A 23,053-nucleotide genomic window follows, 5' to 3' on the forward strand; every position below is an offset into this window, starting at 1 on the left:
CGACGAGGGAGCGAAGCGACCGAAGTCGGCGTGGTTCAAATCTCCCTCCCGCGACGTTTTAGCGTGACCAAACCCGTGAGTCTCATCTCGAGCACGGTCGGATCTCGAATCGGACAGCACAGAACGAGGAGTGACTCACAATTCAACGCCGTCTCGCGCTTTCTGACCGTGAACACGCCGCTGACAACCGTTCAGCGCCGCGCTTGAGCACCCCCTCTCGAGCCGCTGGCCACGAATCCACCGTCGGAAATCCAGCAGGTCAGTCGACGATTTCGATAGTGGTGTGATCGATGAGCCCGCGAGCAGCAGCGTCCGAGCGAGTGAGAGACACTGCAAGCGTGTACGTACCGGGATCGACCGGCTGCCATTCGTCTTCGCTGACTTGCATTCGCTGGTGCCACTGCCGCTGGAAGCGTTTGCGTTCACGCCGCGTGAACGAAAACGCGGCGGGCCGGTCGGGCACCGCTCGAGGCACCTGTGACGCCGCTCGGAGCCCGTCGACGGTCCAGTACCAGTAGTTCGGCGAGTCCGTCCGAATCCGGATCGGGATCGGGAGCCGGTTGCGAAACGTGATCGTGATCTCGACCGGCTCGCCGGGGTCGTACCGCCGTTTGTCCGTCGACACGCCGACGTCGATCGCCCGATAGCGCAGCGCCCGCGGTGTCACCGCGTGGCTGAGCGCCGCCCAGTCGATCGTCCGCGTGCGCTCGTCGGTCGCGCGCTCGTGTAGGCGGGCGTCTCGAGTCATTTGTCGGTCGATCGCGTCCCAGATTGGGTGGCGTCGGTATCACCTGTAAACCGGTCGTCGAACCGATGGCAGGCGATCGGATGGGTTTCCGACCCCGACGTTAGCACCGGGTCGGTCGTTTCACAGGGCGTCTCGAACGCCGACGCGAGCCGGGTCCGCGCGGCCTCGAGATTCCCGTTTATGGCAGCCTCGAGCGCATCCGTGAGCGCGTCGTCGGCGTCCGGATCGGAGAGCTGTCGGGGGATGTCGTAGGCATCTCGGAGCGCAGCCGGACCGGCTGTGTGGTCGTCAACTCGCGGGAGCAGCGCCGCGAGTCCGGCGTCGGCGTCAGCGTCGCTCAGTCTGGTTCGCAGCGCCATCACGGCGCGGAACTCATCGTCGCCGAGATCGGATGCCGCGGGTGGGAGTACCCGCGGACAGCGCGTGTGGAACGGACAGCCCGGCGGGATGTCGGTCGGCGAAGGGGTGGCTCCCTCGAGGACGATCCGGTCGCCGTCCCAGCGGGGGTCGGGTTCGGGAATCGCAGACAGCAGTGCCTCGGTATAGGGATGGGATGGCTCGGCGAAGACCTCGGCGGTCGATCCCGTTTCGACGAACTGACCCAGATACATCACGGCCACCCGGTCAGCGAGGTGCTCGACGACCGAGAGATCGTGAGTGATCAGCAGATAGGAGAGTCCAACCTGGTCTTGTAAGTCGGCCAGCAGGTTGAGAATCCCAGCCTGAACTGAAACGTCGAGCGCGGACACCGGCTCGTCGCAGACGAGCACCTCGGGCTCGACGGCGAGCGCGCGGGCGATGCCGATCCGCTGGCGCTGCCCACCGGAGAACTCGTGGGGATATCGAGTCGCATGATCGGCCCGTAATCCGACCGTCTCGAGCAACTCTCGAACCCGTTCGTCGCGGCGCGCCGGCGGGACGACGTCGTGAACCGCGAGCGCTTCGCCGACGATCTCGGCGACGGTCAACTGCGGATTCAGACTCGAGAGGGGGTCCTGAAAGACGTACTGGATCTCGCTTCGCAGCTCCCGCAGCTCGGCTCGAGAGCACGCGGTGAGGTCGGTCCCGCGGTAGGTGACCGAGCCAGCGGCCGGCTCGAGCAGTCCAACGAGCGTGCGGCCGAGCGTGGTCTTGCCACAGCCGCTCTCGCCGACGAGGCCGACGGTCTCACCGGCGTAAAGCTCGAGGTCGACGCCGTCGACCGCCCGAACCGTCTCGCCGCGGCCGAGCAGTCGATCGAGGATGCCGTCGGCGGTTGTGTAGTGTGTCGCAAGCCCTTCGGCGCGTAACAGCGGCTCGTCATCGCTGCCGGTCATCGCGGCTCACCTTGCTGTTTCCGTTCACGGCAGTTACTGTCCGCGTCGTCTCGTATCTGCACCTCGTAGTCCAGCCCGGCCTCGAGGTCGCCAGTGTACTCGAGGCAGGCGGCGACGTGGGTCTCGGGATCGCCGTCGACTGGCCGACCTGACACTGGATCGACAAGCGACGGGCGACGGCTGGCACAGCAGTCCTCCGCGTACGGACAGCGCGGGTGGAACCGACAGCCCGTCGGCGGATCCACGAGATCGGGGGCCGGCCTCGGAATCGTCGGCAGACGCTCGCGGTCGTCATCGAGCCGTGGCGTCGCGGCTAACAGCCCGACGGTGTAGGGGTGTTTGGGGTCGTAGTACAGTTCGTCGACTGGCGCGCGCTCGACGATCTCGCCAGCGTACTGGACCAGCACCCGATCGCACAGCTCCGCGACGACGCCGAGGTCGTGAGTGACCAGCTGGATCGCCGTCTCCGACTTGGCTGCGAGCTCCGCGAGCAACTCGAGGATGCCGGCCTGGACCGTCACGTCGAGGCCGGTCGTCGGCTCGTCGCAGATGAGCACGGCGGGATCACAGGACAGCGCCATTGCGATGACGGCCCGCTGTTGCATCCCGCCGGAGAACTCGTGGGGGTAGTCGGCGTATCGGGCAGCCGGGTTCGGAATTCCGACCCGATCGAGGAGGGCGATCGTCCGGTTGCGGGCCTCGCCGTCGCTGGCGTCCTCGTGGACACGGATCGTCTCGGCGATCTGTTCGCCGACGGTGTAGACGGGGTTGAGTGCCGCGCCGGCGTCCTGAAAGACCATCGCGATCTCGTTGCCACGGATCGCCTGGAGGTCGTCGGCCGACAACTCGCGAATGTCGCGGCCGCGAAAGCGGATCTCGCCGCCGACGATCTCGCCGGTTCCGTCGAGCAGGCGGAGCACCGCGCGGCTGGCGGCGCTTTTCCCGGCCCCGCTCTCGCCGACCAGCCCGACCGTCTCGCCGGCGCGGATCTCGTAGCTGAGACCGTCGACTGCCCGGACCACGCCGTCGTCGGTGTAGTACTGGACGACCAGATCTTCGACCTCGAGTAGCGCCATCAGCGCATCCGCCTCCGGTCGTCGTCGACGTCCCGGTTGGGCTCGAGTGCGTCGTTGATGCCGTCGCCGACGAGGTTGATCGCCAGCACGAACAGGAAGATCGCGAGCCCGGGGAAGACGGTCACGTGCCAGTCGCCCCGGAGCAGCGAACTGCGGCCCTGTGCAAGCATCGCGCCCCACTCGGCGCTGCCGGGCTCGAGACCGAGGCCGAGAAAGCCAAGCGCCGCCGCAGTGAGAACGACCGTCCCGATATTGAGCGTCGCCTGGACGACGACGGGTGCGATGGCGTTTGGCACGACGTGCCGTCGGATGATCGTCCGATCGGGAACGCCGAGCGCCCGCGCGGCCGTGACGTACTCGCGTTCGCGCACCGAGAGGACTTCGCCGCGTATCAGCCTGGCGTAGCCAACCCAGCCGGTGACGGCGAGTGCGACCACCACCGTCCAGTAGCCGCTCCCGAGGATCGGCACCGGCTCGAGGATCGGAACGATGGCGATCGCCAACACCAGAAACGGGAACGCATAGAGCACGTCGACGACCCGCATGATCGCCTCGTCGATCCAGCCGCCAAAATAGCCGGCGATCGCGCCCAGTGGGACACCGACACAGAGCGCCAGCCCGACGGCGACGAGGCCGATGCTCAGCGTGTACCGGCCGCCGACGAGCACCCGTGAGAACTGGTCGCGGCCCGCCCAGTCGGTTCCGAACGGATGTGCCGGCGAGGGCGAGGCGTTCGGCGGCCCGACGAACATCGCAGCTGGATCGGAGGGAGCCAGCGAGAACGGCTGCAGCGTGACCGTCACCTCAGCCGTCGCCACCGTGATCGGCCGGGCGAAGACTGCGAGCACCGTCATGACGATGAGGACTGCCAGCCCGGCCATCGCCGACCGGTTTCGGCGGAACCGCCGCCACGCGTTCTCGAGACGACGCCCCGGCTGAGCGAGCGCCGACGTCGACGCTGTCGTCGACTCGATGCCTGTGGCTGCCCTCGAGGCGATGCTTTGGTCAGCCGCCGCGCCATCAGCGTCGGCGGCGTCGCTACTCGCATCGCTGTCCCGCTTCTGTTCGGTGGCCTCGTCGAAGCCGACGATGCGAATGCGGCCGCGGTCGGTGGTGGGCTGTCGGTCGCTCATCTGTTAGTATCGAATGCGTGGATCGAGGATCGCGTAGACGATGTCGACGAGCAGATTTGCAAGGACGATCGCGATGCCAATGACGAGGACGATCGCCTGAATAACGGGGTAATCCCGCTGAAGAACCGACTGTACGAGCAGCCGGCCCATACCCGGCCAGGAGAAGATCCCCTCGACGACGACGGCCCCGTCGACCAGGAACGCGAGCTGGAGGCCAGCGACGGTGACGACCGGCAGTACGGCGTTTCGCAAGACGTGTTTCAGGATCACCGTCCGTTCCGGGAGCCCCTTCGCGCGCGCGGCTGTGACATACGTTGCGTCGAGTTCCCGTCGCATCGACGACCGGAGCAGGCGCATGACGAGCGCGGCCGAAGCCGTTCCCAGCGTGATCGTCGGTAACACGAGAAATTTCGCGGTCGCGAGGCTCACGAGCGGTGCGTCCGGTGGGAGAACCCGAAACCAGCCGAGCCGGACGCTGAAGACGAACAACAGGATGAGGCCGAGCCAGAAGTTCGGCGTCGCGATCCCGGCAAGCGCCGCGAGCCGCCCAACCTCGTCGGCTGGCTCGCCCGCTCTGACGGCGGCGACGATCCCCGCGGGAATCCCGATCGCAAGCGCGAGCAGCCACGCCGCCCCACCGAGTGCGAGCGTCGCCGGAAGCCGGCGGCCGATCGTCGCCGACACGTCGCGGCCGGTGACCGGCGACTCGCCGAACTCGAGGGTGATCGCATCACGCAGCCACAACAGGTACTGGTCCCATACCGGCTGGTCGAGGTGATATTCGGCCCGGGTCGCCGCCTCGGTCGCGGGGCTGACGGCTCGAAAGCCGACGATTGCGTCGACCGCATCACCCGGCAGCAGGTGGACGAACGAGAACGTCAGTGCAGTGACGCCGAACAGGACCGGCACCGTGACCGCCAGCCGTCGACCCACGTATCGACCGAGAGACATCGATGTCAGTTCGGGCGGACGTACTCGTTTGCGATCGATTCCTGAAACGATTCGCCCGCGTAGTCCTCGAGCAGCGGTGAGATCGGAGTATACGCCAGCTGTCCGATCCCGTGATAGACGGTCTCGAGGGTGCGCTCGCGCGGGACCAACATGTTACAGCCGCGGCGAACCGACGGCTCGGAAAACGGGGGCAGATAGCAGGGGTAAAAAATCATATCGAAGCCGCCACTGACACGCCGGCCGACGCCATAGTCGTCGTTTTCCTCGAAATCGCTGAGACTCGCCGACGGCAGGTTGTAACTGAAGTGGAGATCACCGCGCTCGAGGGCTGCCTGCCGGGACGATTGTTCGGTGATAATCTCGAGCGTGACGGTTTCGATCGGTGGGGTCGCGGGGACCGTCTCGTCGCCCGCAAACCAGTGGTCGTCGAACCGGCGCAGTCGCCAGTGGCTTCCGGACTCGTGTTCGACGAACCGATATGGGCCGGTCCCGATCGGTTTCGTCTGGAGGTCGTGGTCGTGGTCGTCTTCGCCTTCGCCGTCGATCGCGGCCAGCGGGACGATCGAGACGTTGAACAGTGCCGTCTCGAACGGGCCGTACTCCCGCCAGCAATTGATCTCGATCGTGTGCTCGTCGATGATCGTGCTGCTTTCGTACCAGTCGTAGACGTCGCTCTCCCGTGTGGTTCCCTCATAGCGCTCGAACGAGTGCTTGACGTGGTCGGCAGCGAGTTCCTCGCCGTTGTGAAACTGGACACCCTCGCGGAGAGAGAACCGATACGTCGTCGCGTTGCGTTGCTCCCAGTCGGTCGCGAGCATCGGCTGGACCTCGCCGTCGAAGTCGACGCCGACGAGTTGCTCGTAGACGAGCGCCGTCGCCTGACTCGAGACGACCCCGTTTATTTCGACGGGATCGTAGTTCGTGACGTCGCTGCCGAGGTCGCCGATGAACTCGGTTTCGTCCTCGAGGTCGGTGTAGACACCGGCCCAGGGGGCGTACACCGCGTAGTATGAGCCCGGCTGCAGCGGGTACGTCTGCCAGTCGTTGACGACATCGCCATCCCAGACGTGCGTGGCCTCGCGAAACCGGACGAACGATGCCGGCGAGTCCGCGACCAGTTCTTTTTGCAGGGTCCGATATATCTCGACACGTTCGTCGGGGTCGGTCTCGGTGAGCCCAGCGTCGATGCACTCGTCGACGGTTTCGTTTTCGTAGTGGCCGACGTTGAGCCCGTTTGGCGTCCGGTTCTCCGAGTGAAAGAGCATGGTGACGTAGTTGCTGGGATCCCAGCCGCCGGTCAAACTCGAAACGAAGATGGCGTTTTCTTCCGTATCTGCCGCAGAAAGCATCGCCTCGACGTGCGAGCCGAAATCCCGCGATTCGATTTCGACATCGAACAAGCCGGTTCCGTCGAGTTCGCTCTGGAAGAGCTGTGCGAACCGGTTTCGCTCTTCGTCCTGCGTGATGGCGATCGTCGTTTCGAACGGCGGCTCGATGTCCGCTGCCGCGAACCCCTCCTCGATCAGTTCCGCGGCCGGACCGTCGGTCGTGGCGCTGTCGAAGCTGAGACAGCCCGCCAGTCCTGCACCCCCAAGGGCCCCCGCACGCGTCAGAAATGAACGCCGTCGCAGCCGAGTGCGTTCACCTGACCCGACACTATTCCCAGCCATACGCGTGAGATTCCGATTCTGCGACCATATTCCTTGTGTTGGGCCGAGATGGACCGATTCGACCGCCGACGGCGAGTCCTGTCGCTACTCGTCGTCCGAACTCCACAGCCACCGGTGACAATCCAGCCGCTCGTCTGCGGTCGATTCAGCGGCGGGTGCTGGAACAGGCGTCGACGCTCGCTTACGAATCGCCTTCCTCGTCGACGATGACGACCTCGCCATCGACGACGTCGACGTTGATCAGCGTCTTGACGTCGTAGCCGGCGTCGTCGACCTTGTTTTCGCCGCCGACCTTCTTGATGACGGCGACCGTGTCGATGACCTCCGCACCGATATCGTCTAGTGCAGTGAGCACCGCCGCGAGCGTCCCGCCCGTCGAGAGCACGTCGTCGATGACGAGCACGCGCTCGCCCTCGCGGACGTCGTTGATGTACATCTCGTTTTCCGAGTAGCCGGTCTGTTGAGAGATCGCGACCTCGTCTTCGAGCCCGTACTTGCGCTTTCGGATCACGGTCAACGGGATGTCGGTCATCAGGGAGACTGCCGTCGAGATGTGAATGCCCATTGCCGCGGGCGTGACGATCCGATCGACGTCCTCGAGTTCGGCCTTGCGGATGATTCGGATGACGATCTCGCGCAACAGACCCGGCTCGAGTTTGGGGAGGCCGTCGCTGATCGGGTGCACGAAGTAATGATAGCCGTTCTTCTCGATGATCGGCGCGTCGAGGAGGGACTGCTTGAGTTTATCCATGTCGTCGGTCGGACGGTCGGAGAGTAAAAGTTGACGATCCGGCCGAGTGAGCCGCCAAGCGGCGGGATGTGTTTGCTGCCCACACGATCACGAGTTCGGGCTGGTCGAGGTGTTCATCGCCAGTCGTCACTCGCTGTAGCTGAGTTCCGGCGGCTGGTCGCCGTGTCCGAGACGCATGTTTCGCTCGTAGTAGATGTGTGCAGCCGCTGTGAGCGTGAACATGCCTGCGATGACGGACAGCCAGGTCAGATCCGAGAACTGGCTCAGCGGATAGATCTCCAGCCAGAGCGACGCAGCCAGTGCACAACTGATCGCTCCCATGGAGAGATACAGCTCCCGCCATGCGAACTCTCGGCCGGGGACGATTTCGAGATAGACGCTGATGTCTCGGGTTCGGTCGGTCGACTCGATGAGGCCCCGATCGGAGTCAAAGCGGAGAATGCCGGTCGAGTCCATCTTCGGGAGATGGGTCTGCTGGAGCGTCGTATAGACCCGCTTTCGCTGCTCGGGTGTGACTCCCTCGAGTGTCGTGTCGTACTCCCAGGCGGCGACTTGCTGGGCGAGGTCGCCGAGTTCGACCGGCCGGTCGTCCTGTTTGAGATACTGTACGACGTAGCGCCGTCGCTGGTTCCGCAGGACTTCGAAGATCTCGCCTTTCGAGAGCGGTTCGTCGGTCACCTCGTGCTCGTCACTGTCGGCCGTCGAAGCGTCTTCAGTCCGTAGCTGTTGTGCCACCTCAGTCACCTCCCAGTGCCGGACCGACCCGACCTTGCACTCCCCTTTGATCAGCTCGAATACTCATTAGTTCGAACGAATGAATTCCATCCATATAATTGTCTTGACGGGCTTGTCGAGAGCGGTGGTGTCACGAGGTTACGGCCCAGCCACACGGCGAGTTACATCTGTTGACCTATAGACACAACACTTCCTTCCGACCTTAGCTGTCCGTCGACCCGATGCCGAGCATCGCCGCGATCGAGTCGGCGATTTCGCCACCTAATCCAGCTTTCGTCCCCTCGTAGCGAGCAGCATCGTCCGCGTGGACCAACAGGGCACACGTCGTCTCCGATCCCATCACGCTCGCGTCGTTGGCGATGACAAAGGCGAGGCCGGCCCGCTCCAAGGTCCGTCTGGCCTGTTCGATCATCGCCCCCTCGTCGCCGGAGGTCTCGGTTTTGAAGCCGACGATCGGCAACTCGGGGTACTCGGCGCGAATCTCGTCGATGAGCTTCGGCGTCGGCTCGAGCGCGAGCGTCAGCTCCTGGCCCGAACGCAACTTCTCGTCGCTCGCCTCGACGGTGTAGTCGCTGATCGCGGCCACGGAGACGAGCGTGTCGGCATCCGCACAGGCCTCGCGGGTGGCCGCGAGCATCTCCGCAGCGCTCTCGACCGGCCGAACTGTGGCGTAGGGCACGTCGGGGCCGTCGTGGACGAGTGTCACGTCCGCGCCGCGGACGTAGCAGGCCTGTGCGACGGCGCGGCCCATCTTCCCCGACGAGCGGTTCGTGATGACGCGGACGGGATCGATCGCCTCGCTTGTCGCCCCGCTGGTCACGACGACGTGCTGGCCTGCAAGCGGCCGGTCGCCGGCCGCGCGAGCCACGTCGGAGACGATCGCCTCCTCGCTGGCGATCTTGGCCTTGCCTTCTTCGATGCGCGGGTCGACGAAGTCGACGCCCCACTCGGCGACGGTGTCGATGGCCTCGAGCACGCCGGGATGGTCGTACATCGGTTCGTGCATCGCGGGGGCGATCACGACCGGCGTGTCGGCACCGAGTGCGGTCGTCGCACACGTCGTCACGGGCGTATCGTCGACAGCGCCGGCGATCTTGCCGACAGTGTTGGCCGTCGCCGGTGCGATGAGCAAGACGTCGGCCCAGCCGTCGTACCCACAGAGGTCGACGTGCTCGACGCTGCCCGTGATCTCCGTGACCACGTCGTTGTCGGTGGCGAACTCGACCGCCCAGGGGTGGATGATCCCCTGTGCACTGCCGGTCATCACCCCGCGAACTGTGGCACCCTGGCGTCGCAACTCGTGGGCCAGTTCGACCGTCTTGACGGCCGCGATCGACCCTGTCACCCCGAGCGCGACGTTGACTCCCTCGAGCATTCGTCTGCTAGTCACTCTCGGGGTGTGTTAAGCGTAGCGAGGCGTCGCCGACTGCACGCCGGCACCCGTTCTACTCTTCGGCCACGAGATCGACCCGCTCGGCGAGCCACTCGAGGGCTGCGTCGACGGTTGCGGGATCGGTGCCAGTCACCTTCAGGCGATTTTGTCGCTCCGTGGCCGGATAGCTGCCGATCGTCACGTCGAAGTGCTCGCGAACGCCGTCGATGGCCTCGGCCATCGTCCCCTCCGGCTGGGGCGTGTATGCGACCCGTGAGATCGTCTCGCCATCGAACTCCGCGGCGACCTGCTCGAACAACGCCTGCATCTCCGCGGGCACGCCCGGGAACGCGTAGACGTTCTCGAGTACACAACCCGGACAGAGCCCTTCGGGATTGCAGAGGGGGCGGCTCCCAGCGGGCAGCGCTGCCCAGGCGTCGACGTCGAACTCGAGGTCGGCGGCCGTGACCGTCTCGGGGTCGCGATCCCGGTAGTTTGCGACGGTCTCGACGACGTCCTGCCGGACGGTCTCGTCGACGACCAACTCGCAGTCGAACGCGTCCGCGAGCGCGTCGGCAGTGACGTCGTCGTGGGTGCCGCCGAGGCCACCGGTCACGATCACGGCGTCGACGTCGGCCGTCCACTCGTCGATCGTCGCCGCGATGCGGTCGCGATCGTCCGGGATCGTCAGGATTCGGTCGACGGTCGCGCCGCTGTCGGTCAGCCGGGCCGCGAGCCACTGTGCGTTCGTGTTCGCGATGTCCCCGGCGAGTACTTCGTCGCCGATGGTGAGGATGGCGACCTCCATCGATCGAATCGACGCGCGCGTCGGGCAAAAGAATACGGTCGCGTCGCTTGGTCGACTTAGTCCTGCTCGACGCTCGGGTGCATCGTCGGCACCTCATCAAGCGGTTCCGCGAAGGCCTCGAGCAGACGCCCTCGCGCCCGTTCGTCACGCGCGCGGCGCTCTTGGTCGTCGATCTCCTCACAGCCCGGCGGCACCTCGCGGCCCCGGCCCGTGAAGTAACCCTCGGGGGCGACCCAGTCGTGATAGAAGTTCGTGTCCGAGTCGTGGATCACGGCGAGGCCGACTTTCGCGCCGTGGCCGGCCGCCACGATCGCCTGATGGGGCTCGTCTGCGAGGCGGCCCGCGGCGTAGACGCCGTCGACGGCCGTCCGACCGGCGTCGTCGGTGTCGACGAAGTGTTTGCTCCCGCGCTGGATGCGGCCGACGTCTAACGGGACGAGGTACTCGCTGTCAGACCACGAAGCCGCGATCATGCGACGTGTTTCGATCGGGTCGCCACCTTCCGTCTCGAGGACGAAGCCGGCCTCGAGATCGTCCTCATCGATCGGCTCGGCACGCGTCACACGCCCGAGTTCGAATTCTGCACCTGCGTTTCGGGCCTGCTCGCGGGTGAGTTGTAGATACCGGCGGGCGTCGACGCCGTCCGGGAAGCCGGGGTAGTTCTCGAGGCTGGCGTTGCGTGCGAGGATCGATTCGCCCCCGTCGTCACCGGATTGCGTCCGGCTGCTCGAGGGACTTGGTCCCTCGCTGATGACGAGGGTGTCGAGTCCTGCGCGGGCGGTAAAGATCGACGCGGCGAGACCAGCAGTGCCGCCGCCGACGATACAGACGTCTCGCATGGCCATCGGTTGGTCACGACACGTATAGAAGGGTTTTCATCGAGATCCTCCGGTACAGCGGCGTCTCGAGGTCGATGGGCGTCGCATCGGACCCACCGCCGTAACGAGACACTGCGTGTCGGACCGGCCACTGTTTCGCGCCGAATGCGATGCATAACTTTGGGTAGTGGTATCGAGCCGCAGGCCATGCTCGGCGTCGCTGCGTTCGTCTTCGTCCTCGCGATCGGACCGTTCTTCGGGCTTCGAGCGTACGCTCGGCGCGTCGAAGCGATGAACTCCCCGATCGAAGACCGCCTGCACCGTCTCAATCGCGTCCAGCAGGCAGCCGGGTTCGGACTGCCGGCCCTCGCACTGCTTGGCGTGTATGCGTTCGGGCTGCTGGATCGAGCGACAGCCCCCGTCGAGACGGCAGGCCCGGACCTGTTCGGCGTCGCCGTCCTCGAGTTCGCAGTCCGCGTCCTGCTTACGTTTGCCATCGTCGCTGTCCCGCTGGTCTCGATGGCACTCGGCACGTATCCCACGGTCCGCGCGCTCCGAGAGACGGGCGCATCGGCGTGGCGACGCGTCAGGCGGGTACTCACTGTGTTGACGATCGCTATTGCCATTGCAGTGGTCGGGATCGGTGCGTTCCTCGCACTTGGCTCGGCCGTCAGCGTGTCGCGGCTCGGCCTGGTCGTCACGCTCTGCATACTCGTCGTCGCCGGCTTCGGTCTCTCGCCGTATCTGCTCGTCCTCACCCGGGATCACGTCCCACTCGAGGGCCAGCGCCGCGAGCGGATCGAGCGCCTCTGTGCAAAAGCGGGCTACAGCCCCCAGGGGATCTCCCTGCTCGAGGGTGAGTCGACCAAGACAGCGAACGCGCTCGTCGCGGGTTCGCTTCCCGGACGGCGATACGTCTTCCTGACCGATCACCTGCTCGCGGCGTGTGACGACGATGAGCTGCAGGCGATCCTCGCCCACGAATTCGGCCACGTCGCGGGCCGTCACCTGTGGCAACGCGGGGCGCTTACCGGTGCCGTCGTCGGCGTCTGGGCGCTCATTGCTCCGCAGTTCGGGAGCGGCTGGTTCGAGTCGACGTTCAGCGTTGTCGGCTTGCTTATGGGACTGTACGTCCTGTATCGCGTCGTCTTGCTTGGCGCACTCGCGCGCTGGCAGGAGTTTCAGGCGGACGCCTACGCAGCTCGAACGGTCGGTCGCGAGGCGACGATTGCCGCCCTCGAGACGCTGGCCGACGCAAACGACGTTCGACTCGAGGCGGGATTCCTCTACAGTCTCGCGACCCATCATCCGCCGATCGCAGACCGCATCGCTGCGCTCCGCAACGGCGTCGATGGAGAACGGTCGCGAACGCCCTCGAGCGACTGAACCTGCCCTGGCCCTGCAGTCTGTGCCGCCTCCGGCCAGTTCTACAGGCTGAGTAGGGCGAGTGCCTCGGGGCTTGTCCCCGAGGTACTTCACAGCAATCCTTACGTTTGAACGGCACCATATGAGCGATGTGGACAGGATTCTCCTCAGTACGCTCGCCCACCGGTCACCCGAGGAGGTGTTTCCGCACGTGCGCTCGTTCGCCGACTATCCGCGATATACGGACCATCTGAAGGAGGTCCGGATCAACGGCGACGGCGACGTCGGCTCGGTCTACGACCTCACGCTGACGTGGTGGAAGCTCAGCTACACCGCCCGCTCGAAGGTGATCGACATTACGCCGCCACACTCGCTCGAGTGGCGGCTGGTCAACGACATCGACGCCCGTGGCGAGTGGCGCGTCGAACCGGAACCGGAGTCGGCACCAGCGGACGCTCCGACGGCGAGTCGGATCTACTTCGATGCCATCTATAACCCCTATTCGGCGAACACGAACGCGATCGCGCTGCCGCGGTTCGTCTCGTTAGACTGGGTCATCGACAAGGTCGAGCCCAAACTGCTCGCGGAGGCGGAAACCGTCGTCGAGCGACTGGTCGCCGATATCGAGGGCCAGCGGCGTAACGTCGAGTTGACGGTCCACGAGATGCCCTGATCCTCCGTCGGAGACTGCTTGCCGACGGCTAGCCCGGCCGGTCAGTTCACGAGTCGAGTGCAGGGCCAACCGACTTACTGGCGGGACCCGATAGCGAGACCATGAGCCGGAGCTACGCCGTTTCGCGTCTGCGATCGTCGCGGGTGAGCCGCCGGTGCGCGTGATCGTCGTCGGCGCAGGGCAGGTCGGGTCGAACATCGCTGCTAGCCTCGAGCACGACCACCACGTCGTCGTCGTCGACACCGACCCCAGCCGAATCGAGGCGATCACCTACTCCCACGACGTGCTGACCGTCCAGGGCGACGGGACCGCCATCGAGACGCTCGAGGAAGCCGGCATCGAGAACGCGGAGCTAGTCATCGCAAGCACCGATATCGACGAGACGAACATCGTCATCTGCGGGGCGGCGAAGGCCGTCGGCGATCCGTTCACGATCGCTCGCGTCAAACAGACCGGCCTGTTGCGGACCTGGGAGCGATCCAAGGGAGCGTTCGGCGTCGATTTCATGGTCGGGACGAACCTCCAGACCGCCCAATCGATCGTTCGGATCGCCGGCCTGCCCGGCGCACACGACGCTGAGACGTTCGCCGGCGGGCTCGTTCAGATGGCCGAGTTCGAAGTGATGGCCGACAGTCCGCTCGCCGGCGAGACGGTGTCCGACGCCGACCGCTACGAGTCGCTGACGTTCGCCGCACTCTTGCGTGGCGACGACATCATCATTCCGGCCGGTGAGACGGTCATCAGGGCCGGCGATGCCATCGTCGTCATCGGGTCCGTAGAGAGCGTCCGTTCGTTTGCCGATTTCGTGACGCCACCCCCATCGCTCGAGGACGTCCGCGAGATCGTCATCGTCGGCGGTGACGAGATCGCCGCACAGACGGCCAGACTCTTCGAAGCCGAGGGGATCGACACGCGACTCATCGAGCAAGATCCCGCGCGGGCGCGAGAACTGGCAGAGACCCTGCCGGAGACGCTGGTCTTGCAAAGCGACGCGACCGACATCGACTTTCTCGTCCGCGAACACGTCGACGAGTCCGACCTCGTCGTCGCCGCCCTCGACAGCGACGAAAAGAACCTGCTGGTCTCGCTGCTCGCAAAGCGGGTCGGCGTCGAGCGAACCATCGGCGTCGTCGAGGCCAGCGAATACGTTGACCTCTTCGAGACGGTCGGGCTCGACGTCGGCGTCAACCCCCGTCTCGTCACTGCCGAGGAGATCACCCGCTTTACCCGCGCCCGGCGAACCGAAAACGTCGCCATGCTCGAGTCAGACCGTGCCGAGGTCCTCGAGATCGAGGTCGGTTCGAACAGCGTGCTCTTCGAGACGCCGATCGAGGAGGCGATAGCTGACCTTCCGGATGGAATCGTCATCGGGGCGATCACCCGCGATGGGGAGCTGATCACGCCACGCGGGGAGACCGTCGTCGAGGGCGACGATCACGTGGTGGTCTTCGTCGATACGAGAGTGGTCGACAAAGCGACCGCCGCGCTATAGGTCGGCGTCGGCGACTCGCTCGCCGACCGTGAGGCCGTTTCGGAGCGCGGCGTGGATGCGTCCCTCGCCGGCGACCCAGTCGCCGAGACAGTACAGGCCCGCGCGTTCGGCGCGCGCGAGTGGCTCGCGGGAGACGCCGCCCTCCGGGAGCGCATACCGCCAGCCCTGGTGGTCCGTCCAGTCTGGATCGCGCAGGCGCTCGTCGCCAACGAGGTTGGCGGTCAGCGCCGCGAGTTCCGCAAGCGTCTCGGCCGGTGGCTCGTCGTAGTGGTCGACCGACCACTCGTGGGTGGCCTGAACGATCAGCAGCGACTCGCCGTCGGGAACGTGGCCGGGTTTGCACTCCTCGCGGCCGACCCAGCCCACCGCGTGAGCCTTGTCCGAATTCACGAGCGCGTAGTAGGGACGCTCGAGTGCGAACGGGTAGTGGAAGATCCCGGTCCAGACTGTCCGGTAGGGAACGGCGTCGACGGCCGACAGGAGCGACTCGCGGGCGTCGCTCTCCCAGTCGGCCGTCCGCAGCAACTCGGCGGTCTGGGGGGCCGGGGGATTCAGAAGCAGGGCGTCGAAGGGGCCCCAACGGGTTCCGGAGGCGTCCTCGAGTTCCCACGTCTCGTCTGCGGTCCGGATAATCGTCTCGATGCGTGTCTTGCGGTGGACGGTCGCGTCGGTACGTGCAAAGAGCCGCTTTGCGATCTGAGTCAATCCCTGGCGGTAGGTCCACTTGTGCTCGTCGCGGCCGTCGCCCGGCGACACCTCGCCCGTGTGGTCGAACGTCCACACGGGATCGGTCACGTCGACTAACCCCTCGGTGTCGAGCGTCTCCGTCAGTAACTCGACGATTCGTTCGTCGTCGGATTTGACGTAGTTTGCGCCGTAGTCGTAGACGATCCCGTCGCGGCGTCTGGTCGCCGCCCGGCCACAGAGTCCGCCGGATTTCTCGAGGACCGTCACGGTCACGTCGTCGCGTGGTTCCTCGAGAGTGTACGTCGCGGCTGCTGCGCCGACGCCAGCCCCAACGATCCCAACATGTGTCATGGGCGCAATTTGGACCCGGCCCTACAGGAGACTGTTGGCCGACACTGTTAGGGTTCAATGGCGAGCCATCACCGAAGCAAGTTGTTTAGCCACCGGTATGGCCGCGGGAGTCGGAGATACCGTTTCTGTTGGGCCTGTATCCAGCCGATCGTCGTCAGACTCCCGGCAGCAAGCGGTGCGATGGATGTCGTGCCCGAAAGCAGCACACTGCTCCCGAGGATCGCCGCAGCCGTCGTGAACCCGGCAAGGGTATATAATCGCGTGTATGCAACGTCGGTTCCGTTCTGCCATGCGCGGCCGAACAGGGTCGCACCAGCACCGAATAGGGCCGTGAGGAACACTGTATGCAGCCAGTAGCCGACGTTTGGGACGATATCGGTGAAGGCAAGCGAGACGGACGGAGTGGCCGTCACGGTCCAGTACAGTGAGTGTGTCGGCGTGGTAATCGCCAGCGTGATGTCGATCCCAGCAAGCAGGGCAACGACGCGATAGACCAGTCGGCGACGATCGAGGAACGGCGTGCTACTCGCCGTACTGGCAAACAGCAGCCAGCCCAGGCCGGCTAGAACAGCACCCAACGTTGCGATGCTGAAGAAAAACCCCTTCACGATCGGCCGTGGATCGAGCGCCTGTGCGGCGAACAGCCCGTTCCAAACCGCGACGCCCATGAGAAAGAGGATATACGATAGGCCGTTATCGCGGTCGCGGTACGCGATCCCGGTCGCAAGGTACGGGTAGGTTGTGAGGACGATGAGACCGGCCCCTGCAATAAGCAATACGGATAGCAATTGGCCGGAATCCATACACCCAGTCCCGTTTCAAATAACTTGTATATTCTGACGTGCCGTCGCACGACGGAACTGACGACGAGTACACCTGTGGCGGGTGTCGGTGCGACTGCGTGCGTATCGATCGAACGGCTTTTGCGATGCCGGCAGGTAGGAGCGAGCAATGGACGTACTGATCGTCGGCGCAGGGTCGATGGGGACGTGGTTCGGCGACGCCGTCGATGCTCGAGTCGCGTTCGCCGATATCGACGGCGACGCCGCAGCGGCTGCGGCGGATGCCGTCGGGGGCGATGTCGCGGCTCTCGAGGGGGAGACGAGCTACGATGTCGTCTGTCTCGCGGTGCCGATGACTCACGTCACCGATGCGATCGCCGCCCAAGCCCCGCGGGCCGAGCGGGCGATCGTCGACGTCTCGGGCGTAATGGAACCCGCGCTTGCAGCGATGGAACGCCACGCGCCTGACGTCGAACGGGTTAGCCTCCATCCGTTGTTTGCCCCCGAACGGGCCCCCGGCTCGATCGCCGTCGTCTGCAATCGGTCGGGACCGGTAACTGACGAGTTGCTCGCAACGCTCGAGGCTCGTGGCAACGAGTTACTCGAGACGACGGCCGCAGAGCACGACGAAGCGATGGAGACCGTGCAGGCGGCGACCCACGCCGCGGTGCTTTCCTTTGCTCTCGCAGCGGAGTCGGTTCCCGAGGGATTCGAGACGCCGATTTACGACGCGATGGGACGACTCGCGAGACAGGTGACGGCGGGGACGCCGCGGGTGTACGCCGACATTCAGGCGACGTTCGACGGTGCCGACGCCGTCGCCGACGCCGCTGCCGAGATCGCTGCCGCCGACTCGGACGAACTCGAGACACTGTACGAAGAGGCAGCCGCGAACTGGCACGACGACCGCGAGGACAGCGGAGGTGAGACGACGTGAGCGACCATCGCGAGGCCGTTCGCTCGAACGCGAAGTATCTGCGTAACGTTCGACCGATCGACCCCGACGAGATCGCAGACTACATCGAAGGAACACCGCATCCGGCGGTCGTCAAACAGCTTCTCCGCGAGGAGGCCGTCGATCTCGGCTTGCTCGAGCGAGACGATGGGACGTTCGTCCCCGTCGACGACGACCCGGTGCGGCCCCGCCGGGGACCGGTCGAGGCGTTCCCGGCCGAGTACGAACAGCGGCTCGAGGACCTGCTCGCCGACCGCTATGGCCCCAACTGGTACGACGGGGTCTCTGGCGACTTGCTTCGATCGACGATCCGGCGGTTCAAAGCCGACTACCTCGATGGCCGCTCGGTCGAGTACGACGACGACGTGGCGGCGGGCTATGCGATCTACCACCTGCCGGCCTACTACGCCGCCGTCCAGTACGCGCTCGACGACCTCGCTGATCGAGGGCTGCTGGGACGCACCCTTCGAGTTCTCGACATCGGCGCTGGCGTCGGCGGGCCCGCGCTCGGGCTCTGTGACTATCTCCCCGATGACGCGCTGGTCGACTACCACGCGATCGAACCCAGCGCGGCCGCGGACGTCCTCGAGGACCTGCTCGCGGAGACGGGACGGAACGTCCACACGACGATCCACCGGACGACCGCGGAGGCGTTCGACCCGAGCGAAACCGCCAGCGACGACTTTGAGCCGACCGCACCCGACGACGGCTTCGATCTCGTGCTCGCCTGTAACGTGCTGAGCGAACTCGACGAGCCTGCCACAATGGCACGGTCGTTCCTCGAGACGCTCGCACCCGAGGGGACGTTCCTCGCGATGGCACCTGCAGATAAAAACACCAGCGTGGGCCTGCGCGAGGTCGAACGCGAACTCGAGGGCCAGCGGCTGTGGGACCGGGATGCGGTTGCGCCTGCCGACAGCGATGACGAAGCGACGGCAGCCGACCGCCGACGCGGTACAGTGACCGTCTACGGTCCAACGGTTCGGCTTTGGCCCGGTGACACGCCCTCGGATCGTGGCTGGTCGTTCGACGTGCGACCGGATCTGGCCGTGCCGGGATTCCAGCGCCATCTCGACGAGGCGACGCCAGCCGACGATGCTGACCACGATCCCGGCGAGTTCGTCAACGTCGACGTCCAGTTTTCCTACTCCCAGCTGCGTCTGGACGGCCGTCGCCGGATCGATATGGCCCTCGAGACCAGCGAGTGGGCGAAGATGGCCGAGATGGAACGCCACGTCACCAACCGGATCGACCTCGTCGCGGCAAAGCTCAGCCGATCGCTGAGCGGTGGCGACGACCACGACGGTCATGGCGGGGGCCGCTCGAACCCGCTGTTCAAGATCAGCGATGGCAGCGAGGAGATCGACCACTACGCTGTGGTGACAAACGAGACGTCGCTCAACCGGCCGCTGCTCGAGGCCGACTACGGTGAGGTCTGTTCGTTCGAGCGGATCCTCGCGCTCTGGAACGACGACGAGGAAGCCTACAATCTTGTCGTCGACGAGGAGACGATCGTCGATCGGCTCGCCTAAGACGGTCTGCTGTCCCGAGTGACCGGTGGGACTGCAGGACGGGTCGCGGTCCCTCCGGAAATGACTGACAGCAGGCCGTATAAGAGTCCGTATAACTCGAGTGCCGGAAGCGGTGACCTTTTCGCACCGCTGCCCGACGGCACTGACATGAGCGACGACCTCGAGATTCTGCTGACTAACGACGACGGGATCGACAGCACCGGCATCCGGGCGCTGTACGACGCCCTCTCCGAACACGCCAACGTGACTGTCGTCGCGCCCGCCGGCGATCGGAGCGCGTGCGGGCGATCGATCTCCCACGAAGTCGAGGTCGACGACCACGAACTCGGCTACGCCGTCCACGGGACGCCAGCCGACTGCGTCGTCGCCGGCCTCGCGGAACTCGGCCCGTTTCCCGACCTCGTCGTCGCGGGCTGTAACAAGGGTGCGAACCTCGGCGAGTACGTCCTCGGGCGCTCGGGGACGATCAGCGCAGCCGTCGAGGCCGCCTTCTTCGACGTCCCCGCGATCGCGACGTCGCTGTACGTCCCCGTCGACGACACCCCATTCGAGGACGTCGAGGTGACGGCAGAGGACTACGCCGAAGCGACCCGCGTCACGACCTACCTCGCCGACCGCGCGCTCGAGGCTGGCGTCTTCGAGCACGCCGCCTATCTCAACGTCAACGTCCCGCTGCCCGACGGCGAGCCCGCACCGCTCGAGATCACCCGGCCCTCGAAACGCTACGAGATGGACGCCGAACGCGACGGCGCACACGTCACGCTTCACGACCGCGTCTGGGACGAGATGACTCCCGACGCCCTCCCCGATCCGCCGGGGACGGACCGCCGGGCCGTCGTCGAGGGGAACGTAAGCGTCTCGCCGCTGACCGCACCCCACTCGACCAACCACCACGAGGCCCTCGACGCGCTCGCCGACGACTACGACGGCTTTCGACTCGAGTGAGTCGCCGTTCGCGGTGTCGATGAACCAGTCGGTCGCCGAAAATGATAACTGACTTGCGGGTCGCAAGGCGGTCGCTATTTGATACCCACACCGTCACGATAGCTACGACATCTCCGACGGACACTACCCATGCCATCCACAAAACATAAAATCAAGGTAGGTGGGCGTACAAGTTGTGACAGACCCAATGGACGGTGATCAATAGATGGTATTCGATGCACTCCGGGCCCGTCTCTCATCTCTCCGGCGCAGTTCGACCGACGAGTCCGACGCCGACGAGTCCGGGCCGACACCGGACACAGACTCGAGTCCAGCAGCCGACGACGAGACGTTGAGTTATGCCGAACAACTCGAGTACGGTGTCGACGAACGCGACCTCCCGGACGAAGACAAAATTCTCAGACTGCTCGTCAAACGCGGCGGCCGCGTCGATCAATCCACCATTCTAGACGAAACTGACTGGTCACAGGATCACCTCGAGGACGTCATCGACCGAATGGAAGCTGACGACCAGATCAGCGCTATCACCGTCGGTCGCAAGCGCGTGGTCTGTCGCCGCGGCTTCGAACCCAAAGGATACCGGTCACATCTCAACGAGTAAGCTCGCTGTCTCTGGCTCGTTCCGGTCGCTCGTCTACGTGCTCGTGACCAGCATCACGGTCACCGTCGGCCGGCGACTGGTACTCCCTCCAGCGCCGCCGCACAGTGGTGTTATCGACTCGAGATTTGAGTGATCGGAAATACCGATGATCTCGAGAGGTGTGCAAATTACGATGCACAAGCTCGAGTACAGTGAGTAGTTGCTCTTTCTAATAGCTAAAGGAAAAGGTCAAATTGCGTGATTGATAGGAACAGATGTCAGCACAGATGAAGTTGGATGACTATCTGCAGGAAAAGGAGTCCGTCGTAGCGCGTGTCGAAGCTTACGACGACAAAGACGCGATGACCAATCACCGGAAAGGCGAGCTGGCAGTTACCCCCAATCGAGTGGTGTTCGTCCGAAACAAGGTCGTCTCCGATATTTCACTCAACGGTGTCGACTCGATAGAGTATCGGGCACCGAGTTACCCCTACTGGTATCTGTACTGGGCCGTTGGCTGTTTCGCGTTTGCTGCTCTGTTTCACATCCTCGGCATCGTCATTGATCCTGTTGCTCAATTCTCGGGTGTCGTGGGCTTCATGGCGGTGTTTGCTGGTATAGCTACGCTGGTAACCGGTTTGTTTCTCAAGCGTGCTATGCTCACTCTCCATACCTCTAATTCAACGTTCGAGTTTGTCTCGAAGGATAGCTCGCTTGCGGCAATTGCACACGCGCTTCGGGGATACGAAAACAGGTAGACGCTACCGCTACTTACTTTCGATCGATGTTCGATATCGACGTCCGATCACCGAAGTATTCGCGATCGCCTGAATCGTCTCGGGATCGAACTCGCCTCGAGCATCGTCGATGTTCTGTCCACTCTTGATCAGGCGAGTGAGCGCGGCGTCGATCACCACGGTCATCGGCGGGTCGTCGTATTCATTTTCAGCCACGATCGCGTTCGCGCGCTTGAACATCGGCGAACAGTAACGAACGAAATCGGGTTACGGAGCTGTATGGGATGTCCAATGGAAACGATTGTATTCGTTCTCGTCTGAAATATACATCTCAGTCCCATCTGCAATTGGCATATCCATCTCTCTCCGTTCTGCTTGGAGTTGCGCAAGAACGACTTCGCGTTGCTCGAATCCGTCATCTTCGTCCGAAGCGGAGATTGAACCGCCGTTTTCTTGCACTTCGTTGAGCAGTTCCTGTGTCTCTTCGCTCAGTGATGTCGCATCAACGGCGTACTGGTCGAGGAGGTGTTCTGCGAATGCCGTCGCATTCGATGCAATCTGCGCTGCTGAGACACGAATGCGTTCGGCAACTGCTGTTCCCTCCTCCAGTTTGGCGAGCTCGATATATTTGCCGTTGTACTCGAGGAACCGTTGTCGAATACCATCGAAGAGACGTGAATCCGTCTCACGATCTGGCTCAAGGTATCCAACAGTAGTCGTATTATCAAAGACGATTAATCTCCCCTCGTAAAATTCGAACGTCTCGTGAAGTCGCCATTGGTCGTGTGCTGGAAGGTCCGTAAATGGAAGTACCTCGTCTTCGTCTGTTGGCGACACGTCGTCTGGAAGCTTCGCCCCCCGAGAGGCGCTGTATTTAGGCCCAGTGATTCCTCCCGCCGTGAGTCTCTCTCTGGAAATCTCATAGACTGCACTCTCATCTTGGTAATAAAACGACTCGTCACGAGATGAAGGGTCAGTGAGGATTCTGAGTTCTGTTATGGTCTCGAGTTCGACTGCATCTCCCTCAAGGATCGTCGCAATAAGATCGTCAATGAGCAGAGATGGGACGAGGTCGGCTGCTGTTTTCGTTGTGTTGTCCGTAATTTCGGCGTGATTTACGGGCTCGAGGGAAACTGAGTGATAGGACGTTGTCCAGTCAGAACAACCGGCAACTATGGATATTACTCCGGCTGGGAGACTTGCGAGAAGCGTTCGGCGGTGCATACCGTCGAGTGTTAGGAGAAATATAAGTGTCTTGTGTAGCTGTTCAGTGGATGGAGTGTTCAACGCGACAACCTGTTTCAATTACGTGTCGATACGTTCGACGAGATCGAGTTTCCGCTGCCCGTCATTGGCGTGGCGACTGTGGATGTGGTGGTTACCGTCGATCTCGCCCTCGAGCACATCGCCGCTCGCTTTCGAACGCTCGAGACCTCATAATGGCACCTCCCGCGCGCTGTGAACCGCGCGCGTACAGTCAGCACACGGCTGGCGAATTCCGGTGATCCGGTCACCGTAGCGCTCACATGTGCTCGCACGTCGAGTGGTCGACCGATGGCCACGGTGCGATCGTCAC

At 64.1% G+C, this 23,053-nt stretch carries 23 protein-coding genes; 8 read left to right on the forward strand and 15 right to left on the reverse strand.

The genetic code is table 11. The annotated features are described in order from the left end of the window. Window positions 1–259 precede the first annotated feature (259 nt). The 11 genes from C476_RS02455 to C476_RS02505 all read right to left on the reverse strand — a co-directional run bounded on the left by C476_RS02455 (window position 260) and on the right by C476_RS02505 (window position 11,399). Window positions 260–748: a hypothetical protein gene (locus tag C476_RS02455; protein WP_008009498.1), complete on the reverse strand. Its 489-nt coding sequence runs from the start codon at window positions 746–748 to the stop codon at window positions 260–262. Further along, window positions 745–2,064, reverse strand: coding sequence for an ABC transporter ATP-binding protein (locus tag C476_RS02460; protein WP_008009500.1), 1,320 nt, complete (start codon window positions 2,062–2,064; stop codon window positions 745–747). Before C476_RS02460 ends, C476_RS02455 begins: the two co-directional genes overlap by 4 nt. Then, window positions 2,061–3,140, reverse strand: coding sequence for an ABC transporter ATP-binding protein (locus tag C476_RS02465; RefSeq protein ID WP_008009502.1), 1,080 nt, complete (start codon window positions 3,138–3,140; stop codon window positions 2,061–2,063). Before C476_RS02465 ends, C476_RS02460 begins: the two co-directional genes overlap by 4 nt. Then, the gene (locus tag C476_RS02470; protein ID WP_008009504.1) at window positions 3,140–4,273 is read right to left on the reverse strand and encodes an ABC transporter permease; all 1,134 of its coding nucleotides are present in this window, start codon (window positions 4,271–4,273) and stop codon (window positions 3,140–3,142) included. The genes C476_RS02465 and C476_RS02470 overlap by 1 nt, the downstream gene beginning before the upstream one ends. A gap of 3 nt (window positions 4,274–4,276) precedes the next feature. Next, window positions 4,277–5,224 carry an ABC transporter permease gene (locus tag C476_RS02475; RefSeq protein ID WP_049911546.1) on the reverse strand — a complete coding sequence of 316 codons (948 nt, stop codon included), beginning with the start codon at window positions 5,222–5,224 and terminating at the stop codon, window positions 4,277–4,279. Between the two features lie 5 nt (window positions 5,225–5,229). After that, on the reverse strand, window positions 5,230–6,894 hold the full coding sequence (locus tag C476_RS02480; protein WP_008009508.1) for an ABC transporter substrate-binding protein: 1,665 nt from the start codon (window positions 6,892–6,894) through the stop codon (window positions 5,230–5,232). 181 nt (window positions 6,895–7,075) lie between these two features. After that, window positions 7,076–7,645: a hypoxanthine/guanine phosphoribosyltransferase gene (gene hpt, locus C476_RS02485; protein WP_008009509.1), complete on the reverse strand. Its 570-nt coding sequence runs from the start codon at window positions 7,643–7,645 to the stop codon at window positions 7,076–7,078. 126 nt (window positions 7,646–7,771) lie between these two features. After that, window positions 7,772–8,389: a DUF7344 domain-containing protein gene (locus C476_RS02490; RefSeq protein WP_008009511.1), complete on the reverse strand. Its 618-nt coding sequence runs from the start codon at window positions 8,387–8,389 to the stop codon at window positions 7,772–7,774. 193 nt (window positions 8,390–8,582) lie between these two features. Next, complete coding sequence (gene coaBC, locus C476_RS02495; RefSeq protein WP_008009513.1) at window positions 8,583–9,755, reverse strand: bifunctional phosphopantothenoylcysteine decarboxylase/phosphopantothenate--cysteine ligase CoaBC; 1,173 nt, start codon at window positions 9,753–9,755, stop codon at window positions 8,583–8,585. Window positions 9,756–9,825: 70 nt separating this feature from the next. After that, window positions 9,826–10,560 carry a competence/damage-inducible protein A gene (locus C476_RS02500; protein ID WP_008009515.1) on the reverse strand — a complete coding sequence of 245 codons (735 nt, stop codon included), beginning with the start codon at window positions 10,558–10,560 and terminating at the stop codon, window positions 9,826–9,828. A 56-nt stretch (window positions 10,561–10,616) separates the two neighbouring features. Further along, complete coding sequence (locus C476_RS02505; protein ID WP_008009516.1) at window positions 10,617–11,399, reverse strand: NAD(P)/FAD-dependent oxidoreductase; 783 nt, start codon at window positions 11,397–11,399, stop codon at window positions 10,617–10,619. A 186-nt stretch (window positions 11,400–11,585) separates the two neighbouring features. On the opposite strand from C476_RS02505, the gene C476_RS02510 reads away from it, so the two are divergent. The 3 genes from C476_RS02510 (at window position 11,586) to trkA (ending at window position 14,908) form a co-directional block, all read left to right on the forward strand. Further along, complete coding sequence (locus C476_RS02510) at window positions 11,586–12,764, forward strand: M48 family metalloprotease (protein WP_008009518.1); 1,179 nt, start codon at window positions 11,586–11,588, stop codon at window positions 12,762–12,764. A gap of 130 nt (window positions 12,765–12,894) precedes the next feature. After that, complete coding sequence (locus C476_RS02515; RefSeq protein WP_049911565.1) at window positions 12,895–13,416, forward strand: SRPBCC family protein; 522 nt, start codon at window positions 12,895–12,897, stop codon at window positions 13,414–13,416. Between the two features lie 154 nt (window positions 13,417–13,570). Next, the gene (gene trkA, locus C476_RS02520; protein ID WP_008009521.1) at window positions 13,571–14,908 is read left to right on the forward strand and encodes a Trk system potassium transporter TrkA; all 1,338 of its coding nucleotides are present in this window, start codon (window positions 13,571–13,573) and stop codon (window positions 14,906–14,908) included. Here trkA and C476_RS02525 read toward each other — a convergent pair. Together C476_RS02525 and C476_RS02530 are read right to left on the reverse strand one after the other, a co-directional pair. Then, window positions 14,903–15,946 (reverse strand): NAD(P)/FAD-dependent oxidoreductase, encoded by a 1,044-nt coding sequence (locus C476_RS02525; RefSeq protein WP_008009524.1) that lies wholly within the window; start codon window positions 15,944–15,946, stop codon window positions 14,903–14,905. The two genes, trkA and C476_RS02525, sit on opposite strands and share 6 nt — an antisense overlap. A 68-nt stretch (window positions 15,947–16,014) precedes the next feature. Further along, window positions 16,015–16,749 carry a histidine kinase N-terminal 7TM domain-containing protein gene (locus C476_RS02530; RefSeq protein ID WP_049911547.1) on the reverse strand — a complete coding sequence of 245 codons (735 nt, stop codon included), beginning with the start codon at window positions 16,747–16,749 and terminating at the stop codon, window positions 16,015–16,017. A 148-nt stretch (window positions 16,750–16,897) separates the two neighbouring features. On the opposite strand from C476_RS02530, the gene C476_RS02535 reads away from it, so the two are divergent. From C476_RS02535 to C476_RS02555, 5 genes are all read left to right on the forward strand, one after another. Beyond that, window positions 16,898–17,665, forward strand: a complete 768-nt coding sequence (locus tag C476_RS02535; RefSeq protein WP_008009527.1) for a prephenate dehydrogenase/arogenate dehydrogenase family protein — start codon at window positions 16,898–16,900, stop codon at window positions 17,663–17,665. Then, complete coding sequence (locus C476_RS02540; RefSeq protein WP_008009529.1) at window positions 17,662–19,215, forward strand: class I SAM-dependent methyltransferase; 1,554 nt, start codon at window positions 17,662–17,664, stop codon at window positions 19,213–19,215. The genes C476_RS02535 and C476_RS02540 overlap by 4 nt, the downstream gene beginning before the upstream one ends. A gap of 147 nt (window positions 19,216–19,362) precedes the next feature. Further along, the gene (surE, locus tag C476_RS02545; protein WP_008009531.1) at window positions 19,363–20,160 is read left to right on the forward strand and encodes a 5'/3'-nucleotidase SurE; all 798 of its coding nucleotides are present in this window, start codon (window positions 19,363–19,365) and stop codon (window positions 20,158–20,160) included. Between the two features lie 205 nt (window positions 20,161–20,365). After that, complete coding sequence (locus C476_RS02550; RefSeq protein ID WP_008009533.1) at window positions 20,366–20,761, forward strand: helix-turn-helix transcriptional regulator; 396 nt, start codon at window positions 20,366–20,368, stop codon at window positions 20,759–20,761. A gap of 266 nt (window positions 20,762–21,027) precedes the next feature. Beyond that, on the forward strand, window positions 21,028–21,498 hold the full coding sequence (locus C476_RS02555; RefSeq protein ID WP_008009535.1) for a hypothetical protein: 471 nt from the start codon (window positions 21,028–21,030) through the stop codon (window positions 21,496–21,498). Window positions 21,499–21,507: 9 nt separating this feature from the next. Here the strand turns inward: C476_RS02555 and C476_RS02560 are convergent, their stop codons facing one another. Together C476_RS02560 and C476_RS18265 are read right to left on the reverse strand one after the other, a co-directional pair. Continuing rightward, on the reverse strand, window positions 21,508–21,717 hold the full coding sequence (locus tag C476_RS02560; protein WP_008009537.1) for a DUF7386 family protein: 210 nt from the start codon (window positions 21,715–21,717) through the stop codon (window positions 21,508–21,510). A 27-nt stretch (window positions 21,718–21,744) separates the two neighbouring features. Next, window positions 21,745–22,701, reverse strand: a complete 957-nt coding sequence (locus tag C476_RS18265) for a hypothetical protein (protein WP_152418168.1) — start codon at window positions 22,699–22,701, stop codon at window positions 21,745–21,747. Window positions 22,702–23,053 lie beyond the last annotated feature (352 nt).

It is taken from the genome of Natrinema limicola JCM 13563, from assembly GCF_000337475.1.
GTDB classification, from domain to species: domain Archaea; phylum Halobacteriota; class Halobacteria; order Halobacteriales; family Natrialbaceae; genus Natrinema; species Natrinema limicola.

Bases quoted from the DNA above. Each gene is read 5' to 3' on its own strand.
- C476_RS02455 (WP_008009498.1), bottom strand. From the start codon at position 748: ATGACTCGAGACGCCCGCCTACACGAGCGCGCGACCGACGAGCGCACG.
- C476_RS02460 (WP_008009500.1), bottom strand. From the start codon at position 2,064: ATGACCGGCAGCGATGACGAGCCGCTGTTACGCGCCGAAGGGCTTGCG.
- C476_RS02465 (WP_008009502.1), bottom strand. From the start codon at position 3,140: ATGGCGCTACTCGAGGTCGAAGATCTGGTCGTCCAGTACTACACCGAC.
- C476_RS02470 (WP_008009504.1), bottom strand. From the start codon at position 4,273: ATGAGCGACCGACAGCCCACCACCGACCGCGGCCGCATTCGCATCGTC.
- C476_RS02475 (WP_049911546.1), bottom strand. From the start codon at position 5,224: ATGTCTCTCGGTCGATACGTGGGTCGACGGCTGGCGGTCACGGTGCCG.
- C476_RS02480 (WP_008009508.1), bottom strand. From the start codon at position 6,894: ATGGCTGGGAATAGTGTCGGGTCAGGTGAACGCACTCGGCTGCGACGG.
- hpt (WP_008009509.1), bottom strand. From the start codon at position 7,645: ATGGATAAACTCAAGCAGTCCCTCCTCGACGCGCCGATCATCGAGAAG.
- coaBC (WP_008009513.1), bottom strand. From the start codon at position 9,755: ATGCTCGAGGGAGTCAACGTCGCGCTCGGGGTGACAGGGTCGATCGCG.
- C476_RS02500 (WP_008009515.1), bottom strand. From the start codon at position 10,560: ATGGAGGTCGCCATCCTCACCATCGGCGACGAAGTACTCGCCGGGGAC.
- C476_RS02505 (WP_008009516.1), bottom strand. From the start codon at position 11,399: ATGCGAGACGTCTGTATCGTCGGCGGCGGCACTGCTGGTCTCGCCGCG.
- C476_RS02510 (WP_008009518.1), top strand. From the start codon at position 11,586: ATGCTCGGCGTCGCTGCGTTCGTCTTCGTCCTCGCGATCGGACCGTTC.
- C476_RS02525 (WP_008009524.1), bottom strand. From the start codon at position 15,946: ATGACACATGTTGGGATCGTTGGGGCTGGCGTCGGCGCAGCAGCCGCG.
- C476_RS02530 (WP_049911547.1), bottom strand. From the start codon at position 16,749: ATGGATTCCGGCCAATTGCTATCCGTATTGCTTATTGCAGGGGCCGGT.
- C476_RS02535 (WP_008009527.1), top strand. From the start codon at position 16,898: ATGGACGTACTGATCGTCGGCGCAGGGTCGATGGGGACGTGGTTCGGC.
- surE (WP_008009531.1), top strand. From the start codon at position 19,363: ATGAGCGACGACCTCGAGATTCTGCTGACTAACGACGACGGGATCGAC.
- C476_RS02550 (WP_008009533.1), top strand. From the start codon at position 20,366: ATGGTATTCGATGCACTCCGGGCCCGTCTCTCATCTCTCCGGCGCAGT.
- C476_RS02555 (WP_008009535.1), top strand. From the start codon at position 21,028: ATGAAGTTGGATGACTATCTGCAGGAAAAGGAGTCCGTCGTAGCGCGT.
- C476_RS02560 (WP_008009537.1), bottom strand. From the start codon at position 21,717: ATGTTCAAGCGCGCGAACGCGATCGTGGCTGAAAATGAATACGACGAC.
- C476_RS18265 (WP_152418168.1), bottom strand. From the start codon at position 22,701: ATGCACCGCCGAACGCTTCTCGCAAGTCTCCCAGCCGGAGTAATATCC.